This window comes from Bacillus sp. B-jedd, assembly GCF_000821085.1.
In the GTDB taxonomy this organism is placed as follows: domain Bacteria; phylum Bacillota; class Bacilli; order Bacillales; family Cytobacillaceae; genus Bacillus_D.
On the sequence record NZ_CCXR01000001.1, the window covers coordinates 4039291 to 4062800 of the forward strand.

Annotated in this window: 28 protein-coding genes and 1 riboswitch; of the genes, 2 read left to right on the forward strand and 26 right to left on the reverse strand. The window is 48.1% G+C overall.

Translation table 11 applies throughout. From position 1 onward, the window contains the following. Window positions 1-27 precede the first annotated feature (27 nt). Window positions 28-119, reverse strand: a riboswitch (cyclic di-GMP riboswitch). A 632-nt stretch (window positions 120-751) separates the two neighbouring features. The 10 genes from BN1002_RS19715 to BN1002_RS19760 all read right to left on the reverse strand — a co-directional run bounded on the left by BN1002_RS19715 (window position 752) and on the right by BN1002_RS19760 (window position 8057). Continuing rightward, window positions 752-1159 carry a F0F1 ATP synthase subunit epsilon gene (locus tag BN1002_RS19715; protein ID WP_048827227.1) on the reverse strand — a complete coding sequence of 136 codons (408 nt, stop codon included), beginning with the start codon at window positions 1157-1159 and terminating at the stop codon, window positions 752-754. Window positions 1160-1179: 20 nt separating this feature from the next. Next, on the reverse strand, window positions 1180-2601 hold the full coding sequence (atpD, locus tag BN1002_RS19720) for a F0F1 ATP synthase subunit beta (RefSeq protein ID WP_048827228.1): 1422 nt from the start codon (window positions 2599-2601) through the stop codon (window positions 1180-1182). A gap of 121 nt (window positions 2602-2722) precedes the next feature. Further along, window positions 2723-3580: a F0F1 ATP synthase subunit gamma gene (locus BN1002_RS19725; protein ID WP_048827229.1), complete on the reverse strand. Its 858-nt coding sequence runs from the start codon at window positions 3578-3580 to the stop codon at window positions 2723-2725. Between the two features lie 109 nt (window positions 3581-3689). Beyond that, window positions 3690-5198, reverse strand: a complete 1509-nt coding sequence (atpA, locus tag BN1002_RS19730) for a F0F1 ATP synthase subunit alpha (RefSeq protein ID WP_048827230.1) — start codon at window positions 5196-5198, stop codon at window positions 3690-3692. A gap of 22 nt (window positions 5199-5220) precedes the next feature. Beyond that, a complete protein-coding gene (locus BN1002_RS19735; protein WP_048827231.1) occupies window positions 5221-5757 on the reverse strand; it encodes a F0F1 ATP synthase subunit delta in 537 nt (178 codons plus the stop codon). Beyond that, window positions 5754-6269, reverse strand: a complete 516-nt coding sequence (gene atpF / locus BN1002_RS19740; RefSeq protein WP_048827232.1) for a F0F1 ATP synthase subunit B — start codon at window positions 6267-6269, stop codon at window positions 5754-5756. Before atpF ends, BN1002_RS19735 begins: the two co-directional genes overlap by 4 nt. A gap of 166 nt (window positions 6270-6435) precedes the next feature. Next, on the reverse strand, window positions 6436-6654 hold the full coding sequence (gene atpE / locus BN1002_RS19745; protein WP_048827233.1) for a F0F1 ATP synthase subunit C: 219 nt from the start codon (window positions 6652-6654) through the stop codon (window positions 6436-6438). Window positions 6655-6722: 68 nt separating this feature from the next. Further along, window positions 6723-7433, reverse strand: coding sequence for a F0F1 ATP synthase subunit A (atpB, locus tag BN1002_RS19750; RefSeq protein ID WP_048827234.1), 711 nt, complete (start codon window positions 7431-7433; stop codon window positions 6723-6725). A 23-nt stretch (window positions 7434-7456) separates the two neighbouring features. Next, window positions 7457-7828, reverse strand: a complete 372-nt coding sequence (locus tag BN1002_RS19755) for an ATP synthase subunit I (RefSeq protein ID WP_048827235.1) — start codon at window positions 7826-7828, stop codon at window positions 7457-7459. A 7-nt stretch (window positions 7829-7835) separates the two neighbouring features. Further along, on the reverse strand, window positions 7836-8057 hold the full coding sequence (locus tag BN1002_RS19760; protein ID WP_048827236.1) for an AtpZ/AtpI family protein: 222 nt from the start codon (window positions 8055-8057) through the stop codon (window positions 7836-7838). Window positions 8058-8466: 409 nt separating this feature from the next. On the opposite strand from BN1002_RS19760, the gene BN1002_RS19765 reads away from it, so the two are divergent. Next, window positions 8467-9249: an AAA family ATPase gene (locus BN1002_RS19765; RefSeq protein WP_048827237.1), complete on the forward strand. Its 783-nt coding sequence runs from the start codon at window positions 8467-8469 to the stop codon at window positions 9247-9249. Between the two features lie 82 nt (window positions 9250-9331). On the opposite strand, the gene upp is transcribed toward BN1002_RS19765, so the two are convergent. From upp to prfA, 14 genes are all read right to left on the reverse strand, one after another. After that, the gene (upp, locus tag BN1002_RS19770; RefSeq protein ID WP_048827238.1) at window positions 9332-9961 is read right to left on the reverse strand and encodes a uracil phosphoribosyltransferase; all 630 of its coding nucleotides are present in this window, start codon (window positions 9959-9961) and stop codon (window positions 9332-9334) included. 377 nt (window positions 9962-10338) lie between these two features. Next, window positions 10339-11580 carry a serine hydroxymethyltransferase gene (gene glyA / locus BN1002_RS19775; protein ID WP_048827239.1) on the reverse strand — a complete coding sequence of 414 codons (1242 nt, stop codon included), beginning with the start codon at window positions 11578-11580 and terminating at the stop codon, window positions 10339-10341. 81 nt (window positions 11581-11661) lie between these two features. Continuing rightward, on the reverse strand, window positions 11662-12237 hold the full coding sequence (locus BN1002_RS19780) for a TIGR01440 family protein (RefSeq protein WP_048827240.1): 576 nt from the start codon (window positions 12235-12237) through the stop codon (window positions 11662-11664). Window positions 12238-12274: 37 nt separating this feature from the next. Further along, on the reverse strand, window positions 12275-12721 hold the full coding sequence (gene rpiB, locus BN1002_RS19785; protein WP_048827242.1) for a ribose 5-phosphate isomerase B: 447 nt from the start codon (window positions 12719-12721) through the stop codon (window positions 12275-12277). A gap of 32 nt (window positions 12722-12753) precedes the next feature. Then, entirely contained in the window at window positions 12754-13206 is a 453-nt protein-coding gene (locus BN1002_RS19790; RefSeq protein WP_048827243.1) for a low molecular weight protein arginine phosphatase, read from the reverse strand. A gap of 134 nt (window positions 13207-13340) precedes the next feature. Then, the gene (locus BN1002_RS19795) at window positions 13341-13895 is read right to left on the reverse strand and encodes a manganese efflux pump MntP (protein ID WP_048827244.1); all 555 of its coding nucleotides are present in this window, start codon (window positions 13893-13895) and stop codon (window positions 13341-13343) included. 119 nt (window positions 13896-14014) lie between these two features. Then, window positions 14015-15058 carry an L-threonylcarbamoyladenylate synthase gene (locus BN1002_RS19800; RefSeq protein ID WP_048828086.1) on the reverse strand — a complete coding sequence of 348 codons (1044 nt, stop codon included), beginning with the start codon at window positions 15056-15058 and terminating at the stop codon, window positions 14015-14017. A 180-nt stretch (window positions 15059-15238) separates the two neighbouring features. Next, entirely contained in the window at window positions 15239-15682 is a 444-nt protein-coding gene (locus tag BN1002_RS19805) for a GNAT family N-acetyltransferase (protein ID WP_048827245.1), read from the reverse strand. Between the two features lie 123 nt (window positions 15683-15805). Continuing rightward, window positions 15806-16204, reverse strand: a complete 399-nt coding sequence (locus BN1002_RS19810; protein WP_048827246.1) for a KGG domain-containing protein — start codon at window positions 16202-16204, stop codon at window positions 15806-15808. 222 nt (window positions 16205-16426) lie between these two features. Then, window positions 16427-17287, reverse strand: coding sequence for a stage II sporulation protein R (gene spoIIR / locus BN1002_RS19815; protein WP_197072827.1), 861 nt, complete (start codon window positions 17285-17287; stop codon window positions 16427-16429). A gap of 882 nt (window positions 17288-18169) precedes the next feature. Next, the gene (locus BN1002_RS19820) at window positions 18170-18487 is read right to left on the reverse strand and encodes a general stress protein (RefSeq protein WP_048827248.1); all 318 of its coding nucleotides are present in this window, start codon (window positions 18485-18487) and stop codon (window positions 18170-18172) included. Between the two features lie 73 nt (window positions 18488-18560). Further along, window positions 18561-19058 (reverse strand): GNAT family N-acetyltransferase, encoded by a 498-nt coding sequence (locus BN1002_RS19825; RefSeq protein ID WP_048827249.1) that lies wholly within the window; start codon window positions 19056-19058, stop codon window positions 18561-18563. Between the two features lie 23 nt (window positions 19059-19081). Beyond that, a complete protein-coding gene (gene prmC / locus BN1002_RS19830; RefSeq protein WP_048827250.1) occupies window positions 19082-19942 on the reverse strand; it encodes a peptide chain release factor N(5)-glutamine methyltransferase in 861 nt (286 codons plus the stop codon). Continuing rightward, window positions 19935-21008, reverse strand: a complete 1074-nt coding sequence (prfA, locus tag BN1002_RS19835) for a peptide chain release factor 1 (RefSeq protein WP_048827251.1) — start codon at window positions 21006-21008, stop codon at window positions 19935-19937. Before prfA ends, prmC begins: the two co-directional genes overlap by 8 nt. Before the next feature lie 222 nt (window positions 21009-21230). Here prfA and BN1002_RS19840 point away from each other — a divergent pair, with 222 nt between their 5' ends. Next, on the forward strand, window positions 21231-22205 hold the full coding sequence (locus tag BN1002_RS19840) for a cation diffusion facilitator family transporter (protein WP_197072829.1): 975 nt from the start codon (window positions 21231-21233) through the stop codon (window positions 22203-22205). A gap of 69 nt (window positions 22206-22274) precedes the next feature. Here the strand turns inward: BN1002_RS19840 and BN1002_RS19845 are convergent, their stop codons facing one another. Next, the gene (locus tag BN1002_RS19845; protein WP_048827253.1) at window positions 22275-22895 is read right to left on the reverse strand and encodes a thymidine kinase; all 621 of its coding nucleotides are present in this window, start codon (window positions 22893-22895) and stop codon (window positions 22275-22277) included. A 226-nt stretch (window positions 22896-23121) separates the two neighbouring features. Continuing rightward, window positions 23122-23334 (reverse strand): 50S ribosomal protein L31, encoded by a 213-nt coding sequence (gene rpmE / locus BN1002_RS19850; protein WP_048827254.1) that lies wholly within the window; start codon window positions 23332-23334, stop codon window positions 23122-23124. Between the last annotated feature and the right edge of the window lie 176 nt (window positions 23335-23510).

Genomic DNA, 23510 nt, shown 5'->3' on the forward strand with positions numbered 1-23510 from the left:
GAATACAAAAAGCCGCCAGAAATTCATTCTGGCAGCTGGACGGCCATTCCCGGGTTAATCCGGTGTCAGGCTCCTAGGCTTTGCGTCCCATCCTTTCAAATGGTTTGCCTTTTTCAGTTTCATATGTACCATTTTTATTCCATTTTTAGTATCAGGTTACATTATATGGGTTACCCGGTTATTGTCCCTATAAACCAAAAGAATGAGAATGAAAATAAATTCAAGACTTTTGAACCATTGCTTTCCTCATCTCTTAATAACTTTTACTTAGTTAATTCGTGGAAATCGCTTTAAATGTATTATACCTTAATAACGAATTAAAATAAAGTTATTGTTCAAAATAAAGAACGATTTATTTGTAATTTATATACTTATATCATGCATGTCTGTAATCTTTTCGAGGAATTGACGGCCAACGATAAGAATTAGAAATGCAGTCTGAAGCTTGGACAGTGGTGCCTTTAGAAGCAAAACATTGTCCGAAGACTAGTACTCTTCGGACAGCCCAATGCCTTTTTCCTTTCTCCCTGTCCGAACATGAGACAACTTCGGACACCCAACAGATCTAGAAGCAACACATTGTCCAAAGGAGAGATATATTCGGACAGTCCAAAACATTTTTCACCTTAATCTGTCCGAACCCGCAGCAACTTTGTCCAAGGAAGTATTATGCCCCCAACTCAATCCTAAAATAGTCAGTCCTAAACGCAAAAAAAGGAAGACCGAAGTCTCCCTTTTCTAATTTAACTTTTTATATTCTTCTCTCCGCAACGGCTAGGCGGTTAATGGCTCGCTGAAGCGCCAGCTCAGCCCGTTTGAAGTCTACGTGCTCCTGCTGCCGTTCTTTAATGCGTTGTTCGGCACGTTCTTTTGCCCGTAGTGCGCGTTCAATATCAATTTCACTTGATTGTTCGGCAGCCTGGGCTAAAATGGTCACCTGGTCTGGACGGACTTCCAGGAAGCCGCCACTGACAGCGACTAACTCGGTCTTTCCTTCCTTTTTCAAGCGGACGGCGCCAATTTGCAGCGGGGCAACCATCGGGATGTGCCCTGGAAGGATTCCCAGTTCACCGCTTTGGGCTTTCGTGCTTACCATCTCGACTTCGGAATCATAAACCGGGCCATCGGGAGTTACAACACTAACTTTAATCGTGCTCATTTTTCACCCTCCTGGCTTGTTTAGACCTCTACACCCATGCCTTTTGCAGCTTCGACAACGTCTTCGATGCGGCCTACGAGGCGGAATGCATCTTCTGGAAGATGGTCGTATTTACCTTCAAGGATTTCACGGAAGCCTTTGACTGTTTCCTTAACCGGTACGTAAGATCCAGGCTGGCCTGTGAACTGTTCCGCAACGTGGAAGTTTTGGGACAGGAAGAACTGGACGCGGCGTGCACGGTGCACAACGAGTTTATCTTCATCGGATAATTCATCCATACCTAGAATTGCAATGATATCCTGAAGTTCGCGGTAACGCTGAAGCGTCTGCTGAACCTGGCGGGCAACGGAGTAATGCTCTTCGCCGACAATTTCAGGCGCCAATGCGCGTGAAGTGGAAGCGAGAGGGTCAACCGCTGGGTAAATACCCATTTCGGAAAGTTTACGCTCAAGGTTCGTTGTTGCATCCAAGTGGGCGAAAGTCGTAGCCGGAGCCGGGTCTGTATAGTCATCGGCCGGTACGTAAATTGCCTGGATGGATGTAACGGAACCTTTATTTGTAGATGTGATCCGTTCCTGAAGCCTACCCATTTCAGTAGCAAGTGTCGGCTGGTATCCAACCGCAGATGGCATACGGCCAAGAAGCGCGGAAACCTCTGATCCTGCCTGGGTAAAGCGGAAAATGTTATCCATGAAGAAAAGAACGTCCTGGCCTTGTTCATCACGGAAAAATTCGGCCATAGTCAAGCCAGTCAAGGCAACACGCATACGCGCACCAGGAGGCTCGTTCATCTGTCCGAAAACCATTGCGGTCTTTTTAATAACGCCGGAATCGGTCATTTCATGGTAAAGGTCGTTTCCTTCACGTGTACGTTCTCCAACTCCCGCGAATACGGAAATACCACCGTGCTCTTGGGCGATGTTATTGATCAATTCCTGGATAAGTACAGTTTTACCTACACCCGCGCCTCCGAAAAGGCCGATTTTACCACCTTTGATATAAGGGGCAAGCAGGTCAACAACCTTAATTCCAGTTTCAAGAATTTCAACTTCCGTGGATAGTTCTTCAAACGTTGGCGCTTCGCGGTGAATGGAATCCCTGCGCTCGCTTGCCGGTACTTCCTGATCCAAGTCGATTGTTTCGCCAAGTACGTTAAATACACGGCCAAGAGTGACGTCCCCAACCGGGACTGAGATTGGCGCCCCTGTGTCGACTACTTCAAGTCCGCGGGTCAGACCGTCTGTCGATGCCATCGCAATCGTACGGACAGTATCATCGCCGAGGTGAAGGGCTACTTCCAGGGTAAGGTTTATATCAACTTCTGATTCATTGCGCGCTTTGGAATTGATTTTCAATGCGTTATAGATTTCCGGAAGGTTGCCGCTGTCGAACTTTACGTCAACGACCGGTCCCATAACTTGCAGGACATGTCCTGTGTTCATCGTTTTCCCTCCAATCAATAGAGAAATCTGGCTTTTTTGCAAAAGCGGCAGATTGTCTTATGCATAAAAATGTGCGTTTATCTTCTTCCGCAAGCCGTAAAATTCCCAGCTGGAATCCGGCCTACTCCAAAGCGGATGCGCCGCCGACAATTTCAGTGATTTCCTGAGTGATTGCCGCCTGGCGGGCACGGTTATATTTAAGGCTGTAGGAATTGATGAGCTCTTTCGCATTATCGGTTGCGTTTCTCATCGCTGTCATCCTGGCCGCATGCTCACTCGCCTTGCTGTCGAGCAGGGCGCCGTAGATAAGACTTTCCGCATATTGCGGCAGGAGAACATCCAGTATTTCCTCAGCGTTCGGTTCGAACTCATAGGACGTCAGCTTTGTGGAAGCAGAAATATTCGTCAGCGGCAGAAGCTGCTTATGAGTCACTTCCTGAGAAATCGCACTCATGTAATGGCTGTAATGGATATGCAGTTCATCGAAAGTCCCGTCAGAGAACATTCCTACCGTACTGCTTGTAATATCTTTTATATCGTCAAAAGAAGGCTGATCCGAAACTCCTACGATATCGAGGACAACATTCATTCCCCTCTTCTGGAAGAAATCACGTCCTATCCTTCCAATCGCAATGATTCCGAACTCATCATTCGACTTATGGCGTTCCTGGATTGTCTGGTATAACTGGCGAATGACGTTACTGTTGTAAGCGCCTGCCAGACCACGGTCCGAGGTAATGACAATATATCCGGTCTTCTTGACTGGACGCGATTGGAGCATTGGATGGGTCGCATCCTTGCTGCCGACCGCGATGGAAGCTGTCACTTCCTGGATTTTCTCCATATAAGGGACGAACGATTTCGCATTCATGACGCCGCGGTTCCATTTGGCCGCAGACACCATTTCCATTGCTTTCGTAATCTGGCTCGTCTTCTTTGTCGAAACAATCCGGGATTTTATATCGCGTAATGATGCCACTGGTTCTCACCACCCTTATCAAAGTTAAGGACCGGGGCCGCTCCCGGCCCCTCGTCCAAGCATGTTAGATTATCGCGGCAGATCGCGCTGGATTACGCGCTCTCTCCGATTATTCCGTTACTGCGAATGTCTTTTTGAAATCGTTGATCGCAGCAGCCATATCGTCGTCGGATGCAAGCTCCTTCGTTGTACGGATATGGTCTAACACGTCTTTGCGGTTGTGGTCGAGCCAAGTATGGAATTCTGATTCAAAACGGCGGATGTCGCCGACTGGAATATCATCAAGGAATCCGCGTGTCAATGCGTAAAGGCTCATAACCTGCTTCTCAACTGCAAGCGGCTTATGAAGGTCCTGCTTCAGTATTTCTACTGTACGCGCGCCACGGGCAAGCTTGGCTTGTGTTGCTTTATCAAGATCCGAACCGAACTGGGCAAACGCCTCAAGTTCACGGTAGGACGCCAGGTCAAGACGCAAAGTACCGGAAACCTTCTTCATCGCCTTAATTTGCGCGGAGCCACCTACACGTGATACGGAAAGACCCGCGTTGATCGCCGGGCGTACACCCGAGAAGAACAGGTCAGACTGTAGGAAAATCTGTCCGTCAGTAATCGAGATAACGTTTGTAGGAATATAAGCGGAAACGTCGCCCGCCTGTGTTTCAATGAACGGAAGGGCAGTGATCGAACCCGCTCCTTTTGCATCGCTCAACTTGGCTGCACGCTCGAGCAAGCGGCTGTGCAGATAGAAAACGTCCCCTGGATAAGCTTCACGGCCTGGAGGGCGGCGAAGAAGCAAGGAAAGTTCGCGGTAAGCAGCGGCCTGTTTTGAAAGGTCATCATATACAACGAGGACGTGCTTGCCTTCATACATAAACTCTTCTGCCATCGTAACACCGGCATAAGGAGCTAGGAACAATAACGGCGCCGGCTGGGAAGCCGATGCAGTTACAACGATTGAGTAATCAAGTGCACCGTATTTGCGGAGTGTTTCGACCGCATTACGGACTGTTGATTCTTTTTGGCCGATGGCAACATAGATACAGATCATGTTCTGGCCTCTTTGGTTCAGGATTGTATCGATGGCGACAGACGTTTTACCAGTCTGGCGGTCACCGATGATCAATTCACGCTGTCCGCGGCCGATCGGCACAAGGGCGTCAATTGCCTTGATGCCTGTCTGAAGCGGCTCATGAACAGATTTACGATCCATAACCCCTGGAGCGACTGCTTCAATTGGACGGGTTTTGGTCGTGTTGATCGGACCCATTCCGTCAATCGGCTGTCCGAGTGGGTTCACAACGCGGCCGATTAGAGCCTCGCCAACAGGAACCTCCATGATACGGCCCGTACGGCGAACCTCATCACCTTCGCGGATTTCTGTATATGGTCCAAGAATAATAATACCGACGTTGTTTTCTTCAAGGTTTTGCGCCATTCCCATAACGCCGTTCGAAAACTCAACAAGTTCCCCGGCCATGACATTGTCGAGGCCATGAGCACGGGCGATACCGTCACCAATCTGGATGACTGTACCAACATCACTCACTTGAATTTCTGACTGATAGTTTTCGATTTGCTGCTTTAACAGCGCACTGATTTCTTCAGCTTTGATGCTCATGAGTTTCACCCCTATCTAAATCTTAGGTCAATAATCTGCGTTCAAGACGGTCTAGCTTGCCTCGCAGGCTGCCGTCGAAAATTCGGTTTCCAATCCGGACTTTGATGCCGCCGAGCAGGTCGGTATCAACAATATTCTCAATCCGGAGAGCACTTTTGCCAACCCTTGCGGCAAAAGAGGCGGACAATGCGATCCTTTCCTCATCGGATAAAGGACGCACGCTGTAGACCTTTGCTTCAGCAATGCCCCTCGCTTCGTTGGCAAGTTCAATGAACCCGTCAGCGACACCCGGGATTTCGCTTTCCCTGTGGCGGTCAATCAGAATCATCAGGGTGTTCTGCACATAAGGATTCATTGTGGTAAATGCGCCTCTGACGATGGCCTTTTTTTGTTCAAGCGAAAGCCTTGGGGAGTGCAATACAGCATTTAAATCCTTGTTGCTGCTGAACACTTCCCTAACGACGCGGATTTCTTGTTCTATTGTATCGAGCAGGCCTTTTTCCTTTGCCAGCTTGAATAAAGCTATGGCATATCGTTTAGAGATGATCGAAGTGCTCATCGGCCGATTCCCGCCTCTTGGATAAATTCATCAATCAGCTTCTGCTGATCCTGCTCACCCAATTCCCTTTCGATCACTTTAGAAGCAATCATGACGGAAAGCGATGCAACCTGTTCGCGGATAGCCGCGACAGCCTGCTCCTTCTGCTGCTCGATTTCAATCTTGGCGGATTCTTTCAGTCTTTCCGCCTCAGTACGGGCGATTGCGATGATCTCCTCGCGCTGGACATCACCCTGCTTGCGGGCGTTTTCAATCAGGCCCTGGGCTTCAAGGCGGGCTTCTTTCAAAAGCTCCCGCTGCTCTTCAAGATGTTTTTTCGCATCCTGATTCGCTTTTTCAGCCTGGCCGATTTCGTTTGCGATATGTGTTTCACGCTCGTTCATGATGCCCATCAGCGGACCCCATGCAAACTTCTTGAGCAATGCCATCAAGATAATGAACATAGCGAGCTGGAACAGGATATCCCCGCCGTTAAATAGGTCAGCCGCTATTACGAAACTGTTTGTCAACACCCTCGAGTCACTCCTTTCAAGAGCCATTCCGGAGGATGCCCCCGGATGCGTGTATGTGAAAGATCATTTTTTGCAAAATTGGTTTGCCCATGTAAAAAAGGGCATAAAGCAATGGCGAAGGTTCATTATGGAATGATCTTCGCCATTATTGAATAATAGGAAGTTATTATTGGCCTTGGCCTTGAACCATGAACGCGATAACAACTGCGATGATTGGAATCGCCTCAACCAACGCTACCCCGATGAACATTGTTGTTTGAAGCATACCGCGAGCTTCCGGCTGGCGGGCGATACCTTCAACTGTTTTAGATACGATAAGACCGTTACCAATACCAGCACCCAGTGCTGCCAAACCGATTGCGATTGCTGCTGCTAAAAGACCCATTATTAAGTTCCTCCTTAATGTATGTTGAATATGGTTTTTGTTTTGTCCATAAAATGAACAGGTATATATTAATGGTCGCTGCTGACTTTATGGGCCAGATAAACCATCGTTAACATGGTGAAGATAAACGCCTGGATGGCGCCGATAAAGACTGAGAATCCCTGCCAGGCAAGCATTGGGATGACCGCTGCGAGACTTCCCCAGAAACCGGTGGCCATGCTTCCGGCAATTAGCGCAAGGAGGATTTCCCCTGCATAGATGTTACCGTAAAGACGCAGGCCGAGTGTGAGGGTATTCGCAAACTCCTCAATGATTTTGATCGGGAACATGAACCAGAACGGCTTGAAGAATTCTTTGCCGTATGCTGAGGCCCCTCTCATTTTCACTCCGTAATAATGCGACAAGCCGACAACGAGCGTTGCCAGTGTCAATGTAACGGCAGGATCCGCTGTCGGTGATTTCCACCACAGTTCACCTTTGTAGACGATTGAGAATGGAAGCCCAAGGAAGTTTGAAACCGCCACATACATAATGAGCGTCAGCCCAAGGATATGGAACCTTCCCCCTGTTTTCCAATCCATCGTACTATTAATAATGCCTTTGACAAAATCCATGACCCATTCCATGAAGTTCTGCATTCCGGTAGGCTTCATTGCCAGCCTCCGGGTCGACAGGACCGCAATCAGAAACACAATCAGTGACGCGACTGTGATCATGAGAATGTTTGCCATATTGAAGTGCAACCCCATAAATTCACGAATAGGAGCTTCATGATGCAATAGTATTCACCTCGCTTCTCAAGCTATTTGCGTAGAAAGGTTTGCTTAAAAAAATCTATCATAATGACAATATAGGATGTCATTAATCCCAAAACCATGCTGACCAAATGGAAATGATCAGGGTACTTCAGTACAATGATGACGGCCAGCGCTGCTGTCGCCATCCTGTTGAACGAACCGAGGGAACGAACCTTTTTGCCTTGCGTAACCGCTTCGCCAAACTGGTCTGTCTTCCTTACCATCAGCCAAAGATTGAACAGGCTGAGGGCTGTTCCCAAAATAAGCCCGGCAAAGATTTGCTGATGATCGGTAAATCCCCAGCCGAGCACATAAATAGATAACAAAAATAAGAGGTATCTGCGAACCCGGAAATAAATGGCCCTTAAATCGGACATATCAATTTTAGTCTCCTGAATAATAATGCTGTACGAGGCGGAGCATGGCATAGATTCCCGCGGCCAATCCGATGAACAGCCCAATGATAAGAAAAAGAGGCTCAGTCCCAAATTTTCCGTCGATCCATCTACCGGCAAAAATTCCGATTAGGATGGAACCGACAAGCTGGGAAAGGATAGCAGACATGAGTGCCATTGCCTGTAAAGGGTGGCGGTTGTTTCTGCGCATACAATCGCATCCTCGCTTTAGAGAATGAGAAACGGGCAAAAAGAGGTCAATTTTATGTATGGAAAAATTCCTGTATTAATGCGGAGCATTTATGCAGGAAAATCTTATGAAAACCCTATCATTTTATGCCCTTTGTTAGCATACAATAGCCCCCTGTCAAAGTCAATCCATTTGTGGTGAAATTATTCACAAACATTCAAGAAAAGTCCTGTAATGACGGGGAAAGCGCTTCATTACGAGGTTAACCTCCCAGTAAAATTTTCCACTATATGTGAAGTGTTTTGTTGTTCCATAACACTTCATATTTTTGCATTCTGTTTTATAAAGAATACAAAAGCATTTCCAGTCCCTCTTTTAACCGAACTGACATTTTGCTATTGTGAAATTAGCGAATTGGGGGTTATATGAAATGGTTCTTTTGCGAAAAGTTCAATTGAATAAAGATATTAATGAAAACTTTTATCCTTTTAACCTCCCTTTGATTAGGAACTTCACGGAGTTCAGCTTCGGCCATCCTGTGACCATCCTTGTCGGGGAGAATGGGACGGGGAAATCGACATTTCTTGAAGCAGTTGCAGCGGGAAGCGGCAGCATCCTGATTGGCGGGGAACCAATCGAAACCGACCCGTCGCTTGAAGACGCAAGAAAACTCGCCGATAAGCTGAAACTGATTTGGAGTGTCAGAACTAAGAACGGTTTTTTCTTTAGGGCTAATGACTTTATCAATTATTCACGAAGACTTGCGGAAATAAAAGCCGAATCCCGCCAGGCTGTAAAGGATATCCGCGCTCGCGATCCTTTTAGTCTCGAGGTCCTCCCCTACGCACGGACAGTCTATGAATTAGAACAGCTTTACGGCGACGGTCTTGATGTCCGTTCCCATGGCGAAAGCTTTCTTGACCTGTTCCAGGCAAGATTCCGGCCTGATGGGCTTTATATACTGGACGAGCCGGAAGCACCATTGTCCCCATTAAAACAGCTATCCCTCATTTCGCTAATTATGGAGATGGTTAAGGATAACTGCCAATTCATCATTGCGACCCATTCCCCCATGCTGATGGCCATTCCTGGGGCAGTGATTTACACGCTTGATGAGGGGATTTTTGCAAAAACGGACTATAGTGATGTCGAACACGTCAGGTTGACGAAAAATTTCCTAGATGATCCGCGTCGGTTTTTAAGACACCTGTGAGGCTACAAAGCTGACTGTCACATAAAAAGCCGGGCAGATATCAATCTGCCCGGCTTTTTACCTTACTATATTGAATTCAGTTCTATTTTGTTCCAAACAGCCTGTCGCCCGCATCTCCGAGGCCAGGGACAATGTAGCCGTGGTCGTTAAGCTTTTCATCAAGGCCGGCGATATAAATATCGACATCTGGATGGGCATTTTTAACGGCTTCCACACCCTCAGGAGCCGCAATCAGGCACATGAACTTAACATGTTTCGCGCCACGTTTTTTCAGCGAGTTAATTGCTTCAACCGCTGATCCGCCAGTCGCGAGCATTGGATCGACTACAATGAAATCACGTTCCTCCACATCACTTGGCAGCTTCACGTAATATTCTACGGGAAGAAGGGTTTCCGGATCGCGATACAGGCCGATATGGCCCACCTTTGCCGCAGGTATGAGCTTCAGGATGCCATCGACCATCCCAATGCCTGCGCGCAGGATTGGAATAACGCCCATTTTTTTCCCCGAAAGGACCTTCGCTTTCGCCGTGCTGACCGGTGTTTCAATCTCAATATCCTCAGTCGGCATATCCCTTGTAATTTCAAAAGCCATCAGCGTGGCGACTTCATCGACAAGTTCACGGAATTCTTTCGTTCCTGTGTTCTTGTCGCGGATGTAAGTAAGCTTATGCTGGATTAACGGATGGTCAAATACATATACTTTTGCCATAATAATCGCCCCTCTGCTAAATTGATTCCTCTGCTATCAGTTTGCACACTTCGTCTAATTTTACAGAAAAAGTTTTCGTAGTTCAAGAAGAAAAGCGAAAGCGGCCGTTTAGCGCCGTATGGACTGGAGGGAAGCAACTGCCTGCGTTACTTCCTTGCAGCTTTGCGACGAGCTGAACAAAGCTTCCCCGAGTTTGCTTTGGCGCAGGAGCACCTTTTCAACGTATTAAATAATCCGATAATGACTTCATTTTCGGGACCGAAGTGACTTTGAGTCCCTGGCCGCTGCAGCTGGACAATGAAAAGCGGAAGCGGCTCGGTCAGGGACGACGAGACAAAAAAAAAGAAGCATGGCTAGTCCCATGCTTCACCTGTAAATCAATATTCCGGATAAAGGGTGAATTTTCCGGTAAGCGCCTCGACTCGCCCTGCCGCTTCCTTCAGCTTCTCTTCATCCTCATGGTTCTTTAACGTAAATGCCATAATAGAGGCGATTTCCTTCATTTCTTCCTCACCAAATCCGCGTGTGGTGACAGCCGCTGTCCCAATTCGGATGCCGCTCGTCACAAACGGGCTTTCAGGGTCGAAAGGAATGGTGTTTTTGTTGACGGTAATCCCGATTTCATCCAGCACCTTTTCGCCAACCTTGCCTGTCAGCCCAAGGCTGCGCAGGTCGACAAGGATCAGGTGATTGTCAGTTCCGCCGGAAACAAGGGTAACGCCTTCTTCTTGAAGGGCAGCCGCCAATGCCTTGGCGTTTGAAATAACCTTTTGGGCATATTCCTTAAACCCGTTGTTCAAAATTTCCCCAAAGGCAACCGCTTTTGCTGCGATTACATGCATCAGAGGTCCGCCTTGGATGCCAGGGAATACAGACTTGTCTATTTTCTTCGCGAACTCCTCACGGCAAAGAATCAAGCCGCCGCGCGGGCCGCGCAATGTTTTATGAGTAGTTGATGTAACAAAATCCGCGTAAGGCACCGGGTTTTGGTGAAGCCCCCCTGCGACAAGGCCAGCAATATGGGCCATATCGACCATCAAATAGGCTCCTACCTCATCAGCGATTTCACGAAACTTCTTAAAGTCAATTTCACGGGGATATGCGCTGGCACCTGCAACAATCAGTTTCGGCTTATGCTTTAGCGCCTTTTCGCGGACATCATCATAGTTAATCAGGTGCGATTCCTCAGATACACCGTATTCAACGAAATTATACTGGACTCCGCTGAAGTTAACCGGGCTGCCGTGCGTCAAGTGCCCGCCATGCGACAGGTTCATTCCAAGGACCGTATCTCCCGGCTCAAGGATGGTAAAGTAAACAGCCATGTTCGCCTGAGCCCCTGAATGCGGCTGCACGTTCGCATGCTCCGCGCCGAAGATTTCCTTTGCCCGGTCGCGCGCCAGGTCCTCGACTACATCGACATATTCACAGCCGCCGTAATAGCGCCTGTGCGGGTAGCCTTCCGCATATTTGTTTGTCAGCACAGATCCCTGCGCCTCCATGACAGCTTCACTGACGAAATTCTCCGATGCAATCAATTCGATTTTCGTCCGTTGTCTTTGCAATTCCTGCTGAATCGATTCAAAAACCTGCGGGTCCCGCTTTGCCAAGTGCTTCATCATGAATCCCCCTCGAAAGTCACGTCTGTTTATTTTGAAAATTCGTTACCATTTTAGCAGTTTCACACTTAAAAAGAAACATTAGCGGCAAGAAAGATTTTCTGGGTTCCGTTCATACACAGCCCGCGATCCGCCAATCAGCTTCGGCCTCGTTTTGGCGAGCACAACATTCGCATGGCCGACCGTCCTGCGGCCAACACGGACAGGAACCGCTACTGGCTTCAGATGCATCCCAATGAGCGTATCACCAATATCGATTCCCGCATCAGCTTTTAAAGACTCAACCACAACCGCTTCGGGCATTTTTTCAAAAGCATACGACGCCATCGCTCCGCCGGCATTCCGGACAGGGATGACCGAAACCTCATCAAGCTTCCTTTCCTCCGCGTCCTTCCTGCCGATGACCAAAGCCCTGTTCAAATGCTCACAACATTGAAAGGCCAATGCCACACCGGTTCTTCTGCGCAGCCTGTCCAACTGGCGGAAGAGCATCTCGGCCACTTCAGTTGTTCCCGCTGTCCCGATTCTTTCACCGGCCACTTCACTCGTACTGCAGCCAACCACCATCAGCATGCCCGGCTTCAGTTCTGCCGTTTCTATGAACTTGTCCAAAACTTCGCTGAACTCGGTTTCCCACTTGTCAATGTGCTGCTGCATACGTTCTCCCTCCAGTCCCGCCTTTTTAGATACTGTTCTAAAGATGTTTATCTTCGTAGGCAGTAATTTTTCCGATCCGGTTAGAATGGCGCCCTCCGGAGAATTCAGTTGTCAGCCAGATTTCAGCAATCTCACGTGCAAGGCCCGGGCCAATGACTCGTTCTCCCATCGCGAGCATATTGGAATCATTGTGCTCCCGAGTCGCTTTTGCGCTGAAGGAGTCGTGGACGAGCGCGCAGCGGATTCCCTTTACTTTATTGGCACTGATACTCATTCCAATGCCAGTTCCGCAAATGAGGATACCTCTGTCAAATTCCCCCGCCGCCACTTTCTCGGCAACAGGCAAAGCATAGTCCGGATAATCGACGGAAGTAGAGCATTCACAGCCGAAATCCTCGTATTCAATATTTAACTCTTCCATCAGGGCTGCTATTTCTTTGCGGATGTTGACCCCGCCGTGGTCGGATGCAAGTGCGACTTTCATATTCGTGTCCTCCTAAAATGTTGTCCTATTTATCAGTTTTCCAGCTCAAGCAGCTTTCTGCCAGCCTGGTCAATCAGCCTTTCCAGCTCAGCAAAGGTCTCCCTGTAAATGTCAACACTGCCTCCGAAAGGGTCGCTGACATCCAGATGACCGTTGTCTCCGGCAAATTCCTTTAATGTATATGTTTTCCCACTCGCTCTCTCAGGATACTGGCTGAGGATCGCCTTCTTATGGGAAAGGGTCATGGTGAGGATGACAGTCGCCCATTCAACATCTTCTTTTGAAAGAAGCCTTGATTGATGGGCATGGCCAATCTTGTTTTCATCCATCACCTGAATCGATTGGGGCGATGCCGCAGTCCCGCTCGATGCAAAAACTCCCGCTGATCTCACTTCCACACCGGGAAGATTCTTGCTTTTCAAAATGGCCTCCGCCATTGGGCTTCTGCAAGTGTTACCTGTACAAACAAACAGAACGCGCTGCATGCTCCATCCTCCTTTCCTTCATTATATAGCTGCCGTCAGCCAATTTCCAACCAGCCAATTTCCAGCCCCAATGTTCCTGCCGGGAATGCTTGCTCAAATTAAAAACAGCTCCCCTCGGAAGCTGTTTTTCCTCCTCATAATGGCAAAAGCAATTTCAGTCCAAAAGCCAGGAGGATGATTCCTCCGAGCGATTCGCTATAGGAACCTAGCCAGCCCTGGACTTTTCTGCCGGCCAACAGTCCCGTCCATGTTAAAATCGTCGCGGCAATCCCGAAGCAAATAATGGCCGCGAGCGTCCGCGCCCCATAAATACCCAAGGTGAGCCCCACCGAAAAGCTATCAAGGCTGACACTAAGGGCAAAGAACATTAACCCGAACCCTATGGGTGTTATGATACTTTCATGCTCTTTCCTCATTCCCGCCCAAATCATTTGGAGTCCGAGCAAAATAAGTAACAGACCGCCAATCAGCGAGGCGAAAGAACCGAACTGCTCCGAAAGGAACTTTCCCGCAATCATCCCGGCGAGGGGCATCCAAACATGGAAAATCCCGATTGTCAGCCCAATTTTAAATATTTGCCTCAGCCTCAGCCTGTACATCCCCATCCCAAGTCCAACCGAAAATGCATCCATTCCAAGAGCGAACGCCATCAAAAGCAGCGTCGCCAATTCTCCCGCCAGTGTCGACATTAATGACCAGCCCCCCGGACATGCTAGTTCATCATATGCACGTCCAAGGCCATTTAGAAGATTGGGTGCTTCAAAAAATGGCTTTGGCCACTTCCGTTTCACCAATTATGCAGTCTATGTCACCCTTCGATAATCTTATTGCCCGCCGCTTTCCTCAGCCTATTCATGATGGCATGGCCAACGCCTTCCTCAGGAAACATTTCGCTGAGGATCAAATCTAGTTGTCCTTCATTAAACTGCCGCAGCGTATCGTAAAGGGAAGCAGCCACTGTATCAAGCCTCTCCCTTTTTCCACAAGCGAGCACCAAATCAGCCTCATATAGCGGAGCAGATTCTTCGGTCGCCAGGATTCCGACCCGTTTTCCTTCACCGCGGTATATGTCCGCGAGCCTTTTCATATCGCCAACTCCGCCAGCAACCAAATAAAGAGGAGCTTCGGGGGCATAATGCCTATACTTCATACCAGGGGCTTTCGGCTTGGCATCCGCACCAGCTAAGGCAGGGTCGACCTCCACCCTTCCAATGACCTCTTCAAGCTGTTCCCTTGTAATTCCGCCCGGCCTTAGAATAACCGGAATCGGACTTGTACAGTCGAGGACGGTTGATTCAACACCGACCCCAGTCGGACCGCCATCAACGATTCCGGCAATTTTCCCATTCAAGTCTGCAGCTACATGCACGGCAGAAGTCGGGGATGGTTTACCGGAACTATTTGCGCTAGGCGCAGCAATTGGAAGGCCGCATTCCTTCAGAAGCGCGAGTGCGACGGGATGGTCCGGCATTCTCACGCCTACGGTACTGAGCCCGGCTGTCGCTTTTTCCGAAAGAGCCTGTTCTTTTTTTTGCAATATAAGTGTTAAAGGTCCAGGCCAGAAGGCGTCCATTAAACGGATTGCCACTGCAGGAACCGTTTCAATGAAGCTGTCCATCTGTTTCCTGCCCGCAATATGAATAATCAGAGGGTTATCGGAAGGCCTGCCTTTCGCGCTGAATATTTTTTCAACCGCTTTGTCGTTCCCCGCATTCCCGCCAAGGCCATATACAGTTTCAGTTGGAAAAGCCACTACTTCATTTTGAGCCAGCAAATCTGCTGCCTGTTTAATCTGTGGATTATTTTTTAACTTTTCCACAATGTTATCCACTTTCCAGACAATCGTTTCTATCATTTTATTCACCTATATCTCTTTCCCTGCCCTTACTTAAAATACGAGGCTCCAGCAGAGTTTTGTTGTTATTTTCTTTTTGAAAGTATAAAAGAACGCCTGTGGAAACACAAGGCATTATCCACAAATTGTGGATAATCCTATTTGAATGGTGGATAACTTTGTGGATATACTCGGATTTTAAGTTAAAAATCTTAAAAAGATTGAATCGTTTACATTCAAAATGTTCAAAACATGCGGAGAGTTAAAAAATTCAGGTGGCAGTTGGTTCCTTACAATCATACTAAACCCCGCCATTTCAAAAAATGGTATGGCGCTTCGCTTGTTTGTCGCCAAATAAAGAGCGCGCATGCCAGTATTATTTGCAAGAATAATCATTTGCTTCAACATGGCAAGGAGTGTTTGTTCGGTCATTCCAGGTGAAATGGCAAGCGACCGCAAGAGCCCCGAATCCCCATATTGTTCAATGCCGATGCTCGCCTGAATGTCGCCGTCCTTTTCGGCCAACAGGAACAAGCCAGCCGATTCTTCCGTTATCCCCGCTGTTCCTAGACCGGCTTTTTCAAGAAAAACGATCACCCTTGCAAAATCAGACTTTTCCGCTTTTCTCATCATCAACTCCATCTTCCCCACTCCAATTCTATTAATCTACTCTATGAGTATGAGGGAAGAGGAAAAAATAGAACGATGAACTATACGAAAAAGGCGCCTGAATCATCAGGCGCCCCGCTGTGCTATGCACAAATCTTATTTGTTGTTATCCTTATCCCAGCGAGCCTTGCCGCCTTTTTCACCAATTTCTTCATAGAAGCCGCGGTCATGGTTTTCACTGGTTGCTTCGCCGCCTTTACGGCCAATTTCCTGGTAGAATTCCTTGCCATGTGAATCAGCTGTCGCTTCTCCACCCTTTTTACCGATTTCCTGGTAGAAATCCTTGTCGTGGGATTCAGCTGTTGCTTCCCCACCCTTTTTACCGATTTCCTGGTAGAAATCCTTGTCATGGGAATCAGCTGTTGCTTCGCCGCCTTTTCGGCCGATTTCCTGATAGAAATCCTTGTCGTGTTTTTTGCTAGTAGCTTCTCCACCCATGCGTCCTGCTTCTTCTCGAGACATCTTTCCGTTGTTGTTGTTATTATTTCTAGCCATCGTAAGATCACTCCTTCGAAGATTTTGTGTTGCGTGTTGCACACCTCTCTTTTATCCGCTTCTTCTCTTAAAAAACATTTAAACCACGTTTGTTACGCACTTGTTATGAAGGTGTAAAAATGCAGGAATTAATATCCTCGGTTGGTATTAAGTATTCTGGAGAATTCCGTTTAATCTTCATAATTACTATCTTTTAATAATAAAAAAGCCTGCAAGCAGGCTTTACTCCATTAGCTTATTCCATAACTCCACTACAAAAAACTTTACTTTGACAGGTTGTTCATCCTGCCCAACATAAACTTTCTCAGAATAATAATTTCCCGAATTTTCTTCTTCTGTGAGTTTTGTCCTTGGAAGTTCGTTCTTTTGGGCTGCATTCTCTTGTTGCCCCCTACTCTTTTCGACCTTCTCCTCTATCTCATCTTCGTCCTTGCCGGCTTCTTTATCGGTAATTTTGGTTGGTTCCCCAGATTCTTTTTGTTCTATCTTCTTTCCCGATTCGTCGTTCGTCTCTCCGGATTTTTCTTTTTCTTCACCTGCTGCGCTTTGGTCAGCATCTTCAAACCCTTGTGACCTGACAGCTGTTCCGCTGGAGAAGTCCAGAAAGCAGAGCGGCGGGAACAACACGCACCACCAATTGGCTCCTTTCCCTTCGCCAAGTGTAATGAGAATGGCCTCATATTCCCCTGCAGGATATAGATATTGGCCATAAAGCTTTGTCGGAAATTTCACTTTGCCGAATTCTGCTTTCGCTTGTTGCGAGGTGCCGCTTTCCTCTATAACTTTTCTTGCTTCCGCTTCAATTTCCGGCAAATGGCTTTGAATCACTGTTCTCGCTTCGTCGAGGTCAGTCAGCTCTGCGACCCACTCGGTGATCCTTTTATTAACCGCATCGCGGACTTTCCGTTTTATTACCTGGTCCGCCTCCCGGTCACTATTTGCGAGAATCCTTAAGCGGATCGCTTCCCCGGGAATCACGACTTCCTCATTCCCCGCCGCTTTCGTCTGTGGCGCATATAGATTCGCGATTGTCGCGATTGATAACACTACAAGGTAAAGCCAAACCAATGTTTTATTTTTCATTTCCCCCACCATCCCTTCACTATCAGCAGTCTGGCCAAATTCGAAGATTCGTAAACTAGCATTTTGGCCCTTTTGCAAAAATGGGGTGTAAAGGGCGTGAGAATTTTTGCTAAGGGGTTGGGACATCGGTAGAAGGTTTGGGAGCTGGACTGTTCCAAGTTGTAGCTGCTTGGGACAAGTGATTACTGTTGTGGTGAATCACTGTCCCAACATGAGCCAGCTTGGGACAGGTTGAAGCTTGGAGACCCGTTTGCTGTCCCAATCTTGTTTACCTTGGGACAGCCAAAGGCTGATTTGGTGAATCACTGTCCCAACATTGATCAGCTTGGGAAAGTTGAAGCTTTTAGCTCCGTTCGTTGTCCCAACCTTGCTTACCTTGGGACAGCTGACGGCTGTTTTGGTGAATCACTGTCCCAACATTGATCAGCTTGGGACAAGTTGAAGCTTTTAGCTCCGTTCGTTGTCCCAACCTTGCTTACCTTGGGACAGCTGACGGCTGTTTTGGTGAATCACTGTCCCAACATTGATCAGCTTGGGACAAGTTGAAGCTTGGAGACCCGTTCACTGTCCCAACCTTGCTTACCTTGGGACAGCTGACGGCTGTTTTGGTGAATCACTGTCCCAACATTAATCAGCTTGGGACAAGTTGAAGCTTTTAGCTCCGTTCGTTGTCCCAACATTGCTTACCTTGGGACAGCTGACGGCTGTTTTGGTGAATCACTGTCCCAACATTGATCAGCTTGGGACAGGTTGAAGCTTGGAGACCCGTTCCCTGTCCCAACTTGAAGCAGCTTGGGACAGTAAGAGGTTAAACTCCTCTCTTCTTGTCCCAAGCAGACACAACAAAAAACCCGGCATCCGCCGGGTAATAATAGAGTAGTTTTAAATTGGCAAGGCATCCTGGCCTGCTTCCTTCTCAGAAACGAGCACATATTTTCCGTCATTTAAAATTAAATCCTTCAAAGCGGTCAAATGGCGCTGGTTATCCTCTTCCCGGGTTACGTATCCAAGGATCATTTCCCAGAGCATTTCACTGTCGGTTACCTGGATGACCGGGATATTTTCAATTGCCGCTGTATTGGCATCTTCTTTTGTAATGAGGGTTATATCCTCAGCCTCGCAGCCCTCATTTTTCAGGAATGCAATCGCGCGCTCCAGCTCGTGAATACAATCGTAGATGCCGATCACCGCATGATCCATGATGTTTTCCCCCTGTGATTATAGTGCCGACTGGATTATATACCCGGCTTCTGATGGGGTTAAAAATATTTTTTTAAATTAATTTAAACATATAGTATTCGTCTACATAACGCCCATCTATTTTCAATGAATGGTGCTTCGTTCCTTCAATGCTAAAGCCCATTTTTTCATAAAGCGCAATCGCGGCTTTATTATGCGCCATGACCGTGAGTTCCAGCCGGTGGATGCCGGCTTTAGGCGCCCAGTCTTCAAGGCTTTCAAAAAGCTTCGTTCCGACTCCCGTCCCTCTGTGGAATTCCGCTATTCCCGCAACAAGATAGGCACAGTGCCTTTTTCGAGGCGCACCTCCTCCAACTGCAATCAGGTAGCCTATCAGCTCATCAGCCTTTTCCGCGACAAAAAGGGCGGAAGTTTCGTCAGCGGCAAACCGCCCGACCATTTCTTCCCCTTGCCCGGAAGTCATTTTCCTTTCCCCGGCGCCAAACATCATAAAGCCCGAAGTCGCTTCCACATGCTTGATCAGTTCCGCAAGCTTTGCACCGTCCTCCGGTATCGCCTTTCGCACTACCATGGCAAATTCCCCTCCTGATTCCCTTAATTCAGTTGGACAAACACCATCCTGTCTTTGCCATTCAAATCATGTACCACTTCAACAACTGCAGACGGGAAGGTGTTTTTGCAAAATAAAGCGACTGCCTCACCCTGGCCGGCTCCTATTTCAAAACCGACGATTGCTTTCGGTTTCAGGACCGCGGGAAGCTCATTCATAAACCGCCGGTAAAAATCCAGACCATCATTGCCCGCAAAAAGAGCCCTGTGCGGTTCATGCTCCGTGACCACATCAGACATCCATTCCTTATCCCCTTCTGGTATGTACGGGGGATTTGAAAGGATAATATCAAAGGCGGAGCCCGCCTCAATAAACGGCTGGAGAAGATCCCCGCGGATAAAGTTTATATCCGCGCCAAGGCTGCTGGCGTTCTCCTTCGCCAAAGCAAGAGATCCCTCTGCAATATCCGTCGCGGTTACGCTCAACTCCGGTTTCTCAAGCTTCATCGTAATAGCGATTGCCCCGCTTCCGGTGCCGATATCCGCCAAACGGAGCCCTTCCGCCTTTCCAAACAACTTCCCGATCCGTTCAAGCGCTCCCGCCACCAATTCCTCTGTTTCCGGGCGTGGGATAAGAACCTCTTCATTTACCAAAAAAGGCCGGCCATAAAACTCTTCCTGGCCGATGATATACTGCACCGGCTTTCCATCCGCATGCTGCCTGACCATTTCTTCAAACCGCTCCCACACACCTTCCGGAAGATCTTCGCGAATTTCCGAAAACAAGCGGGTGCGGTCCCATCCCGTGCTATGCCGCAGCAATAATTCGCCAGCGAATGCTTCCCGTCCGGCTTCCTTTAAAAAAGAAGAAGCCCAGTTGAGGGCTTCGAACACTTTTTTACACATCGGAAGCACGTTCCAGCTTGGCGGACTGGTCTTCCATAATTAATGCATCAATGACCTCATCTAGTTTTCCTTCAAGGATTTGGTCAAGTTTCTGGATTGTCAGGCCGATACGGTGGTCAGTGACCCGGTTTTGCGGGAAGTTATACGTACGGATCCGCTCGGAACGGTCTCCGGTTCCGACTGCGGATTTACGGACCTGATCATATTCAGCCTGCGCTTCCTGCTGGAACTTGTCATACACACGGGCGCGGAGAATTTTCATCGCCTTGTCCCGGTTCTTATGTTGGGACTTTTCATCCTGCATCGAGACGGTTATTCCGGTCGGGATATGCGTAAGGCGGACTGCGGACATCGTTGTGTTAACAGACTGGCCGCCGGCGCCGCTCGATGCGAATGTATCGAAGCGGATGTCCTTATCATGAATTTCAACCTCAACGTCTTCTGCTTCTGGAAGGCATGCTACCGTCGCGGTGGACGTGTGGATCCTGCCGCCTGATTCGGTTTCCGGCACACGCTGGACGCGGTGCGCGCCATTTTCAAACTTTAGTTTGGAGTACGCTCCTGTCCCGTTGATCATAAAGATGATTTCCTTGAATCCGCCAAGGCCGGTCGGGCTCGCATCCATCACTTCCGTCTTCCAGCCCTGCGCCTCAGCGTATCGGCTGTACATTCGGTAAAGGTCACCTGCGAATAGGGCGGCTTCATCACCGCCAGCCGCGCCACGGATTTCAAAAATAACGTTCTTGTCATCATTCGGGTCCTTCGGGATAAGGAGAATCTTCAGTTTTTCTTCAAGCTCCTCCAGCTGATCGGAGAGCTCGCTGACTTCCTCTTTGACCATCTCGCGCATCTCGGCATCAAGCTTCTCATCGAGCATGGCCTTCGCATCCTGCAGCTGCTCTTTCGCTTCTTTATATTCCCGGTAAACCTGGACGGTTTCTTGTATATCCGACTGCTCCTTCGAATATTCGCGGAGCTTCTTTGAATCATTTATCACTTCTGGGTCGCTTAAAAGCTCGTTCAGCCTTTCATAGCGATCCTCAACAGCTTGGAGACGATCAAACACAATCATTCACCTCAGTATTTAGTCCATATCTATCCTATTATAATACAGCGGGAAATCTCCGTCAAAGAGGCTGGGAGCATTCCAACTCATTTTATGCTGGAGCCAAAGGGTTTCATTTTTGCAAAAAAGAGGCTGTGAAGCAACGTTTGCCAGCGCTTCTCGGCAAAAAAAGGGTTAAGTCCCCACCAGACGGGTAATTTTTAAGCAAAAGAAAAGGAAAGGATGAGGCTGGTGACCTTTGTTGCACTTTTGAGAAAAGGAAATAAATCGTCCGGGATTGCCGCGCTGTCCAATACAGTGCTTGCCATTATTAAAGGAATTGCCGCCTTCGCCAGCGGAAGCGGGACGATGTTCGCGACTACCTTGCATTCAATTGCAGACGCTACGAATCAGACGTTTGTTTTCCTGGGGAGTGCCCTGGCCGAAAAGGCGCCTACCCGGAAGTTTCCAACTGGTTTCGGAAGGGTCGTCAATTTGTTCGTGCTCGTCGCGGTCATTGTCATCTCTATAATGTCTTACGAAACGATCTTGAAGGGATGGGAGCTGATCCGCCATCCGAAAGCATCGGGCAGCTTCTTGCTGAATATCGTCATTCTTCTTGCCGCTGTAGGGCTAGATGGAGCCGTTCTGATAAAGGCGATGCGGGAAATCGTCCATGAAACTAGAAGCGATGCGAAAGGGATGGCCATTGTTCCAGCCGCTTTCAAAAACGTCCGCCTTGCCGCGCCACCTACAAGGCTAGTTTTTTACGAGGATATTATCGCCACCTTTGGCGCCCTGCTTGCCTTGGCAGCAATTGTCCTCTCCAAGCTGACCGGCCTTTATTTCCTTGATGGTGTCGGAACGATGTTGATTGGCTTCATGCTATTTGGGATCGCCATTAAAATCGGAGCGGAAAATACAATCGGCTTGATAGGCGTGGCTGCCCCAAAGGTTATCGAGGACCGGGTAGCAAACCTGATTCTGTCTGATCCGGACGTCGACGATATTAAGCAGATGCGGATCATCCAGGAGGGCCGCAGATACCATGTCGAAGGCTATATTGAATTGAAAAAAGGCTTCAGCCTGGCGGTTGCCGATGATATTAAATTCAAAATCCGCGACAAACTGCTAGATGATCCTGATATTGGAGATGTGACGATGGGGATCATTGAGACGGACGGCATCCCGGATTGGAAACCCTCACAGGAAGAATAGGTATGTGAAATAGTCATTAATCGCAAAAAAAGAGGCATGCCCAGTTGAAGCTGGACATGCCTCTTTCAGTTATAATGCTTTAAAATTTGATACGGCTTTCTCAGTTTCAGCCGCCGCTTTTGGCACTTCATGGTGATGCCTGCAGCGCGGCTCGTATGCTTCAGATGCTCCAACGAGGATAACAGGATCATCATAGGAAGCAGGCCTGCCGTCGATCAGGCGCTGAGTCCGGCTGGCGGGTGATCCGCAAACCGCGCAAACAGCCTGAAGCTTTGTCACTAGCTCGGCAATTGCCATGAGTTCGGGCATTTTGCCAAAAGGCTCGCCGCGAAAATCCTGGTCAAGACCGGCTGCAATCACTCGATAGCCGCTGTTGGCCAAATGCTGGATGACATTTACGATTTCGTCGTCAAAAAATTGGACCTCATCAATGGCGATGACGTCTATCTCGACGTCGATATGGTCGAAGATAGCAGTTGAATGGGAGACCGGCATGGCAATGAAGGATGAACCATTATGGGAAACAACAGAATCCTCACTATAGCGATCGTCAATTTTCGGTTTAAACACAGCAATCTTTTGTTTTGCGAATTGCGCCCTTCGCACCCGGCGGATCAATTCCTCCGACTTCCCCGAAAACATACTGCCGCAAATGACCTCAACCCATCCGCTTTGCTTCATAACATACATTCTACTGCCTCTCCTTCCATTCAAACCCTGGTCTTTATTATGTAGTATATAAGATTGTTTCCAAGCGTCTCGTCTATTGGCAAAAATAAGTTTCTTTTTATTGTAGGTTTACCCTTTTGCCCCATCGGAAATCCCCTGATGACACCATTCGAGTAAATTCTCACATTAGAAAGTAAAAAAACAGGCAAGCGATGTTGATTCTTGCCTGTTTTTGAACAGTTGTAAATTATTGTTGCTGCTGCTTCATGCCGTATTTCTTATTGAAACGGTCAACACGTCCGCCAGCTTCAGCGAATTTTTGACGTCCTGTATAGAATGGATGGCACTCGGAGCAAGTTTCAACGCGGATTTCGTTTTTCACTGATCCGGTTTCAAAAGTGTTGCCGCAAGCACAAGTCACCTTTACTGTCTTGTAATTAGGATGGATTCCTGCTTTCATTCTTGTCATCTCCTTCCGCCCTGAGTCATTTCGAAACAGAGTTATAGCCTGGGCCATAGCAGCCCTCGGTAAAAAACACTGTTATCATTATAACAAGCGCATCGCTGTTTTGCAAGATGGGATTTTTGACCTTTTATGAGAATATTTCTGTTGATTTCCGCTGCGGGGACATGCTT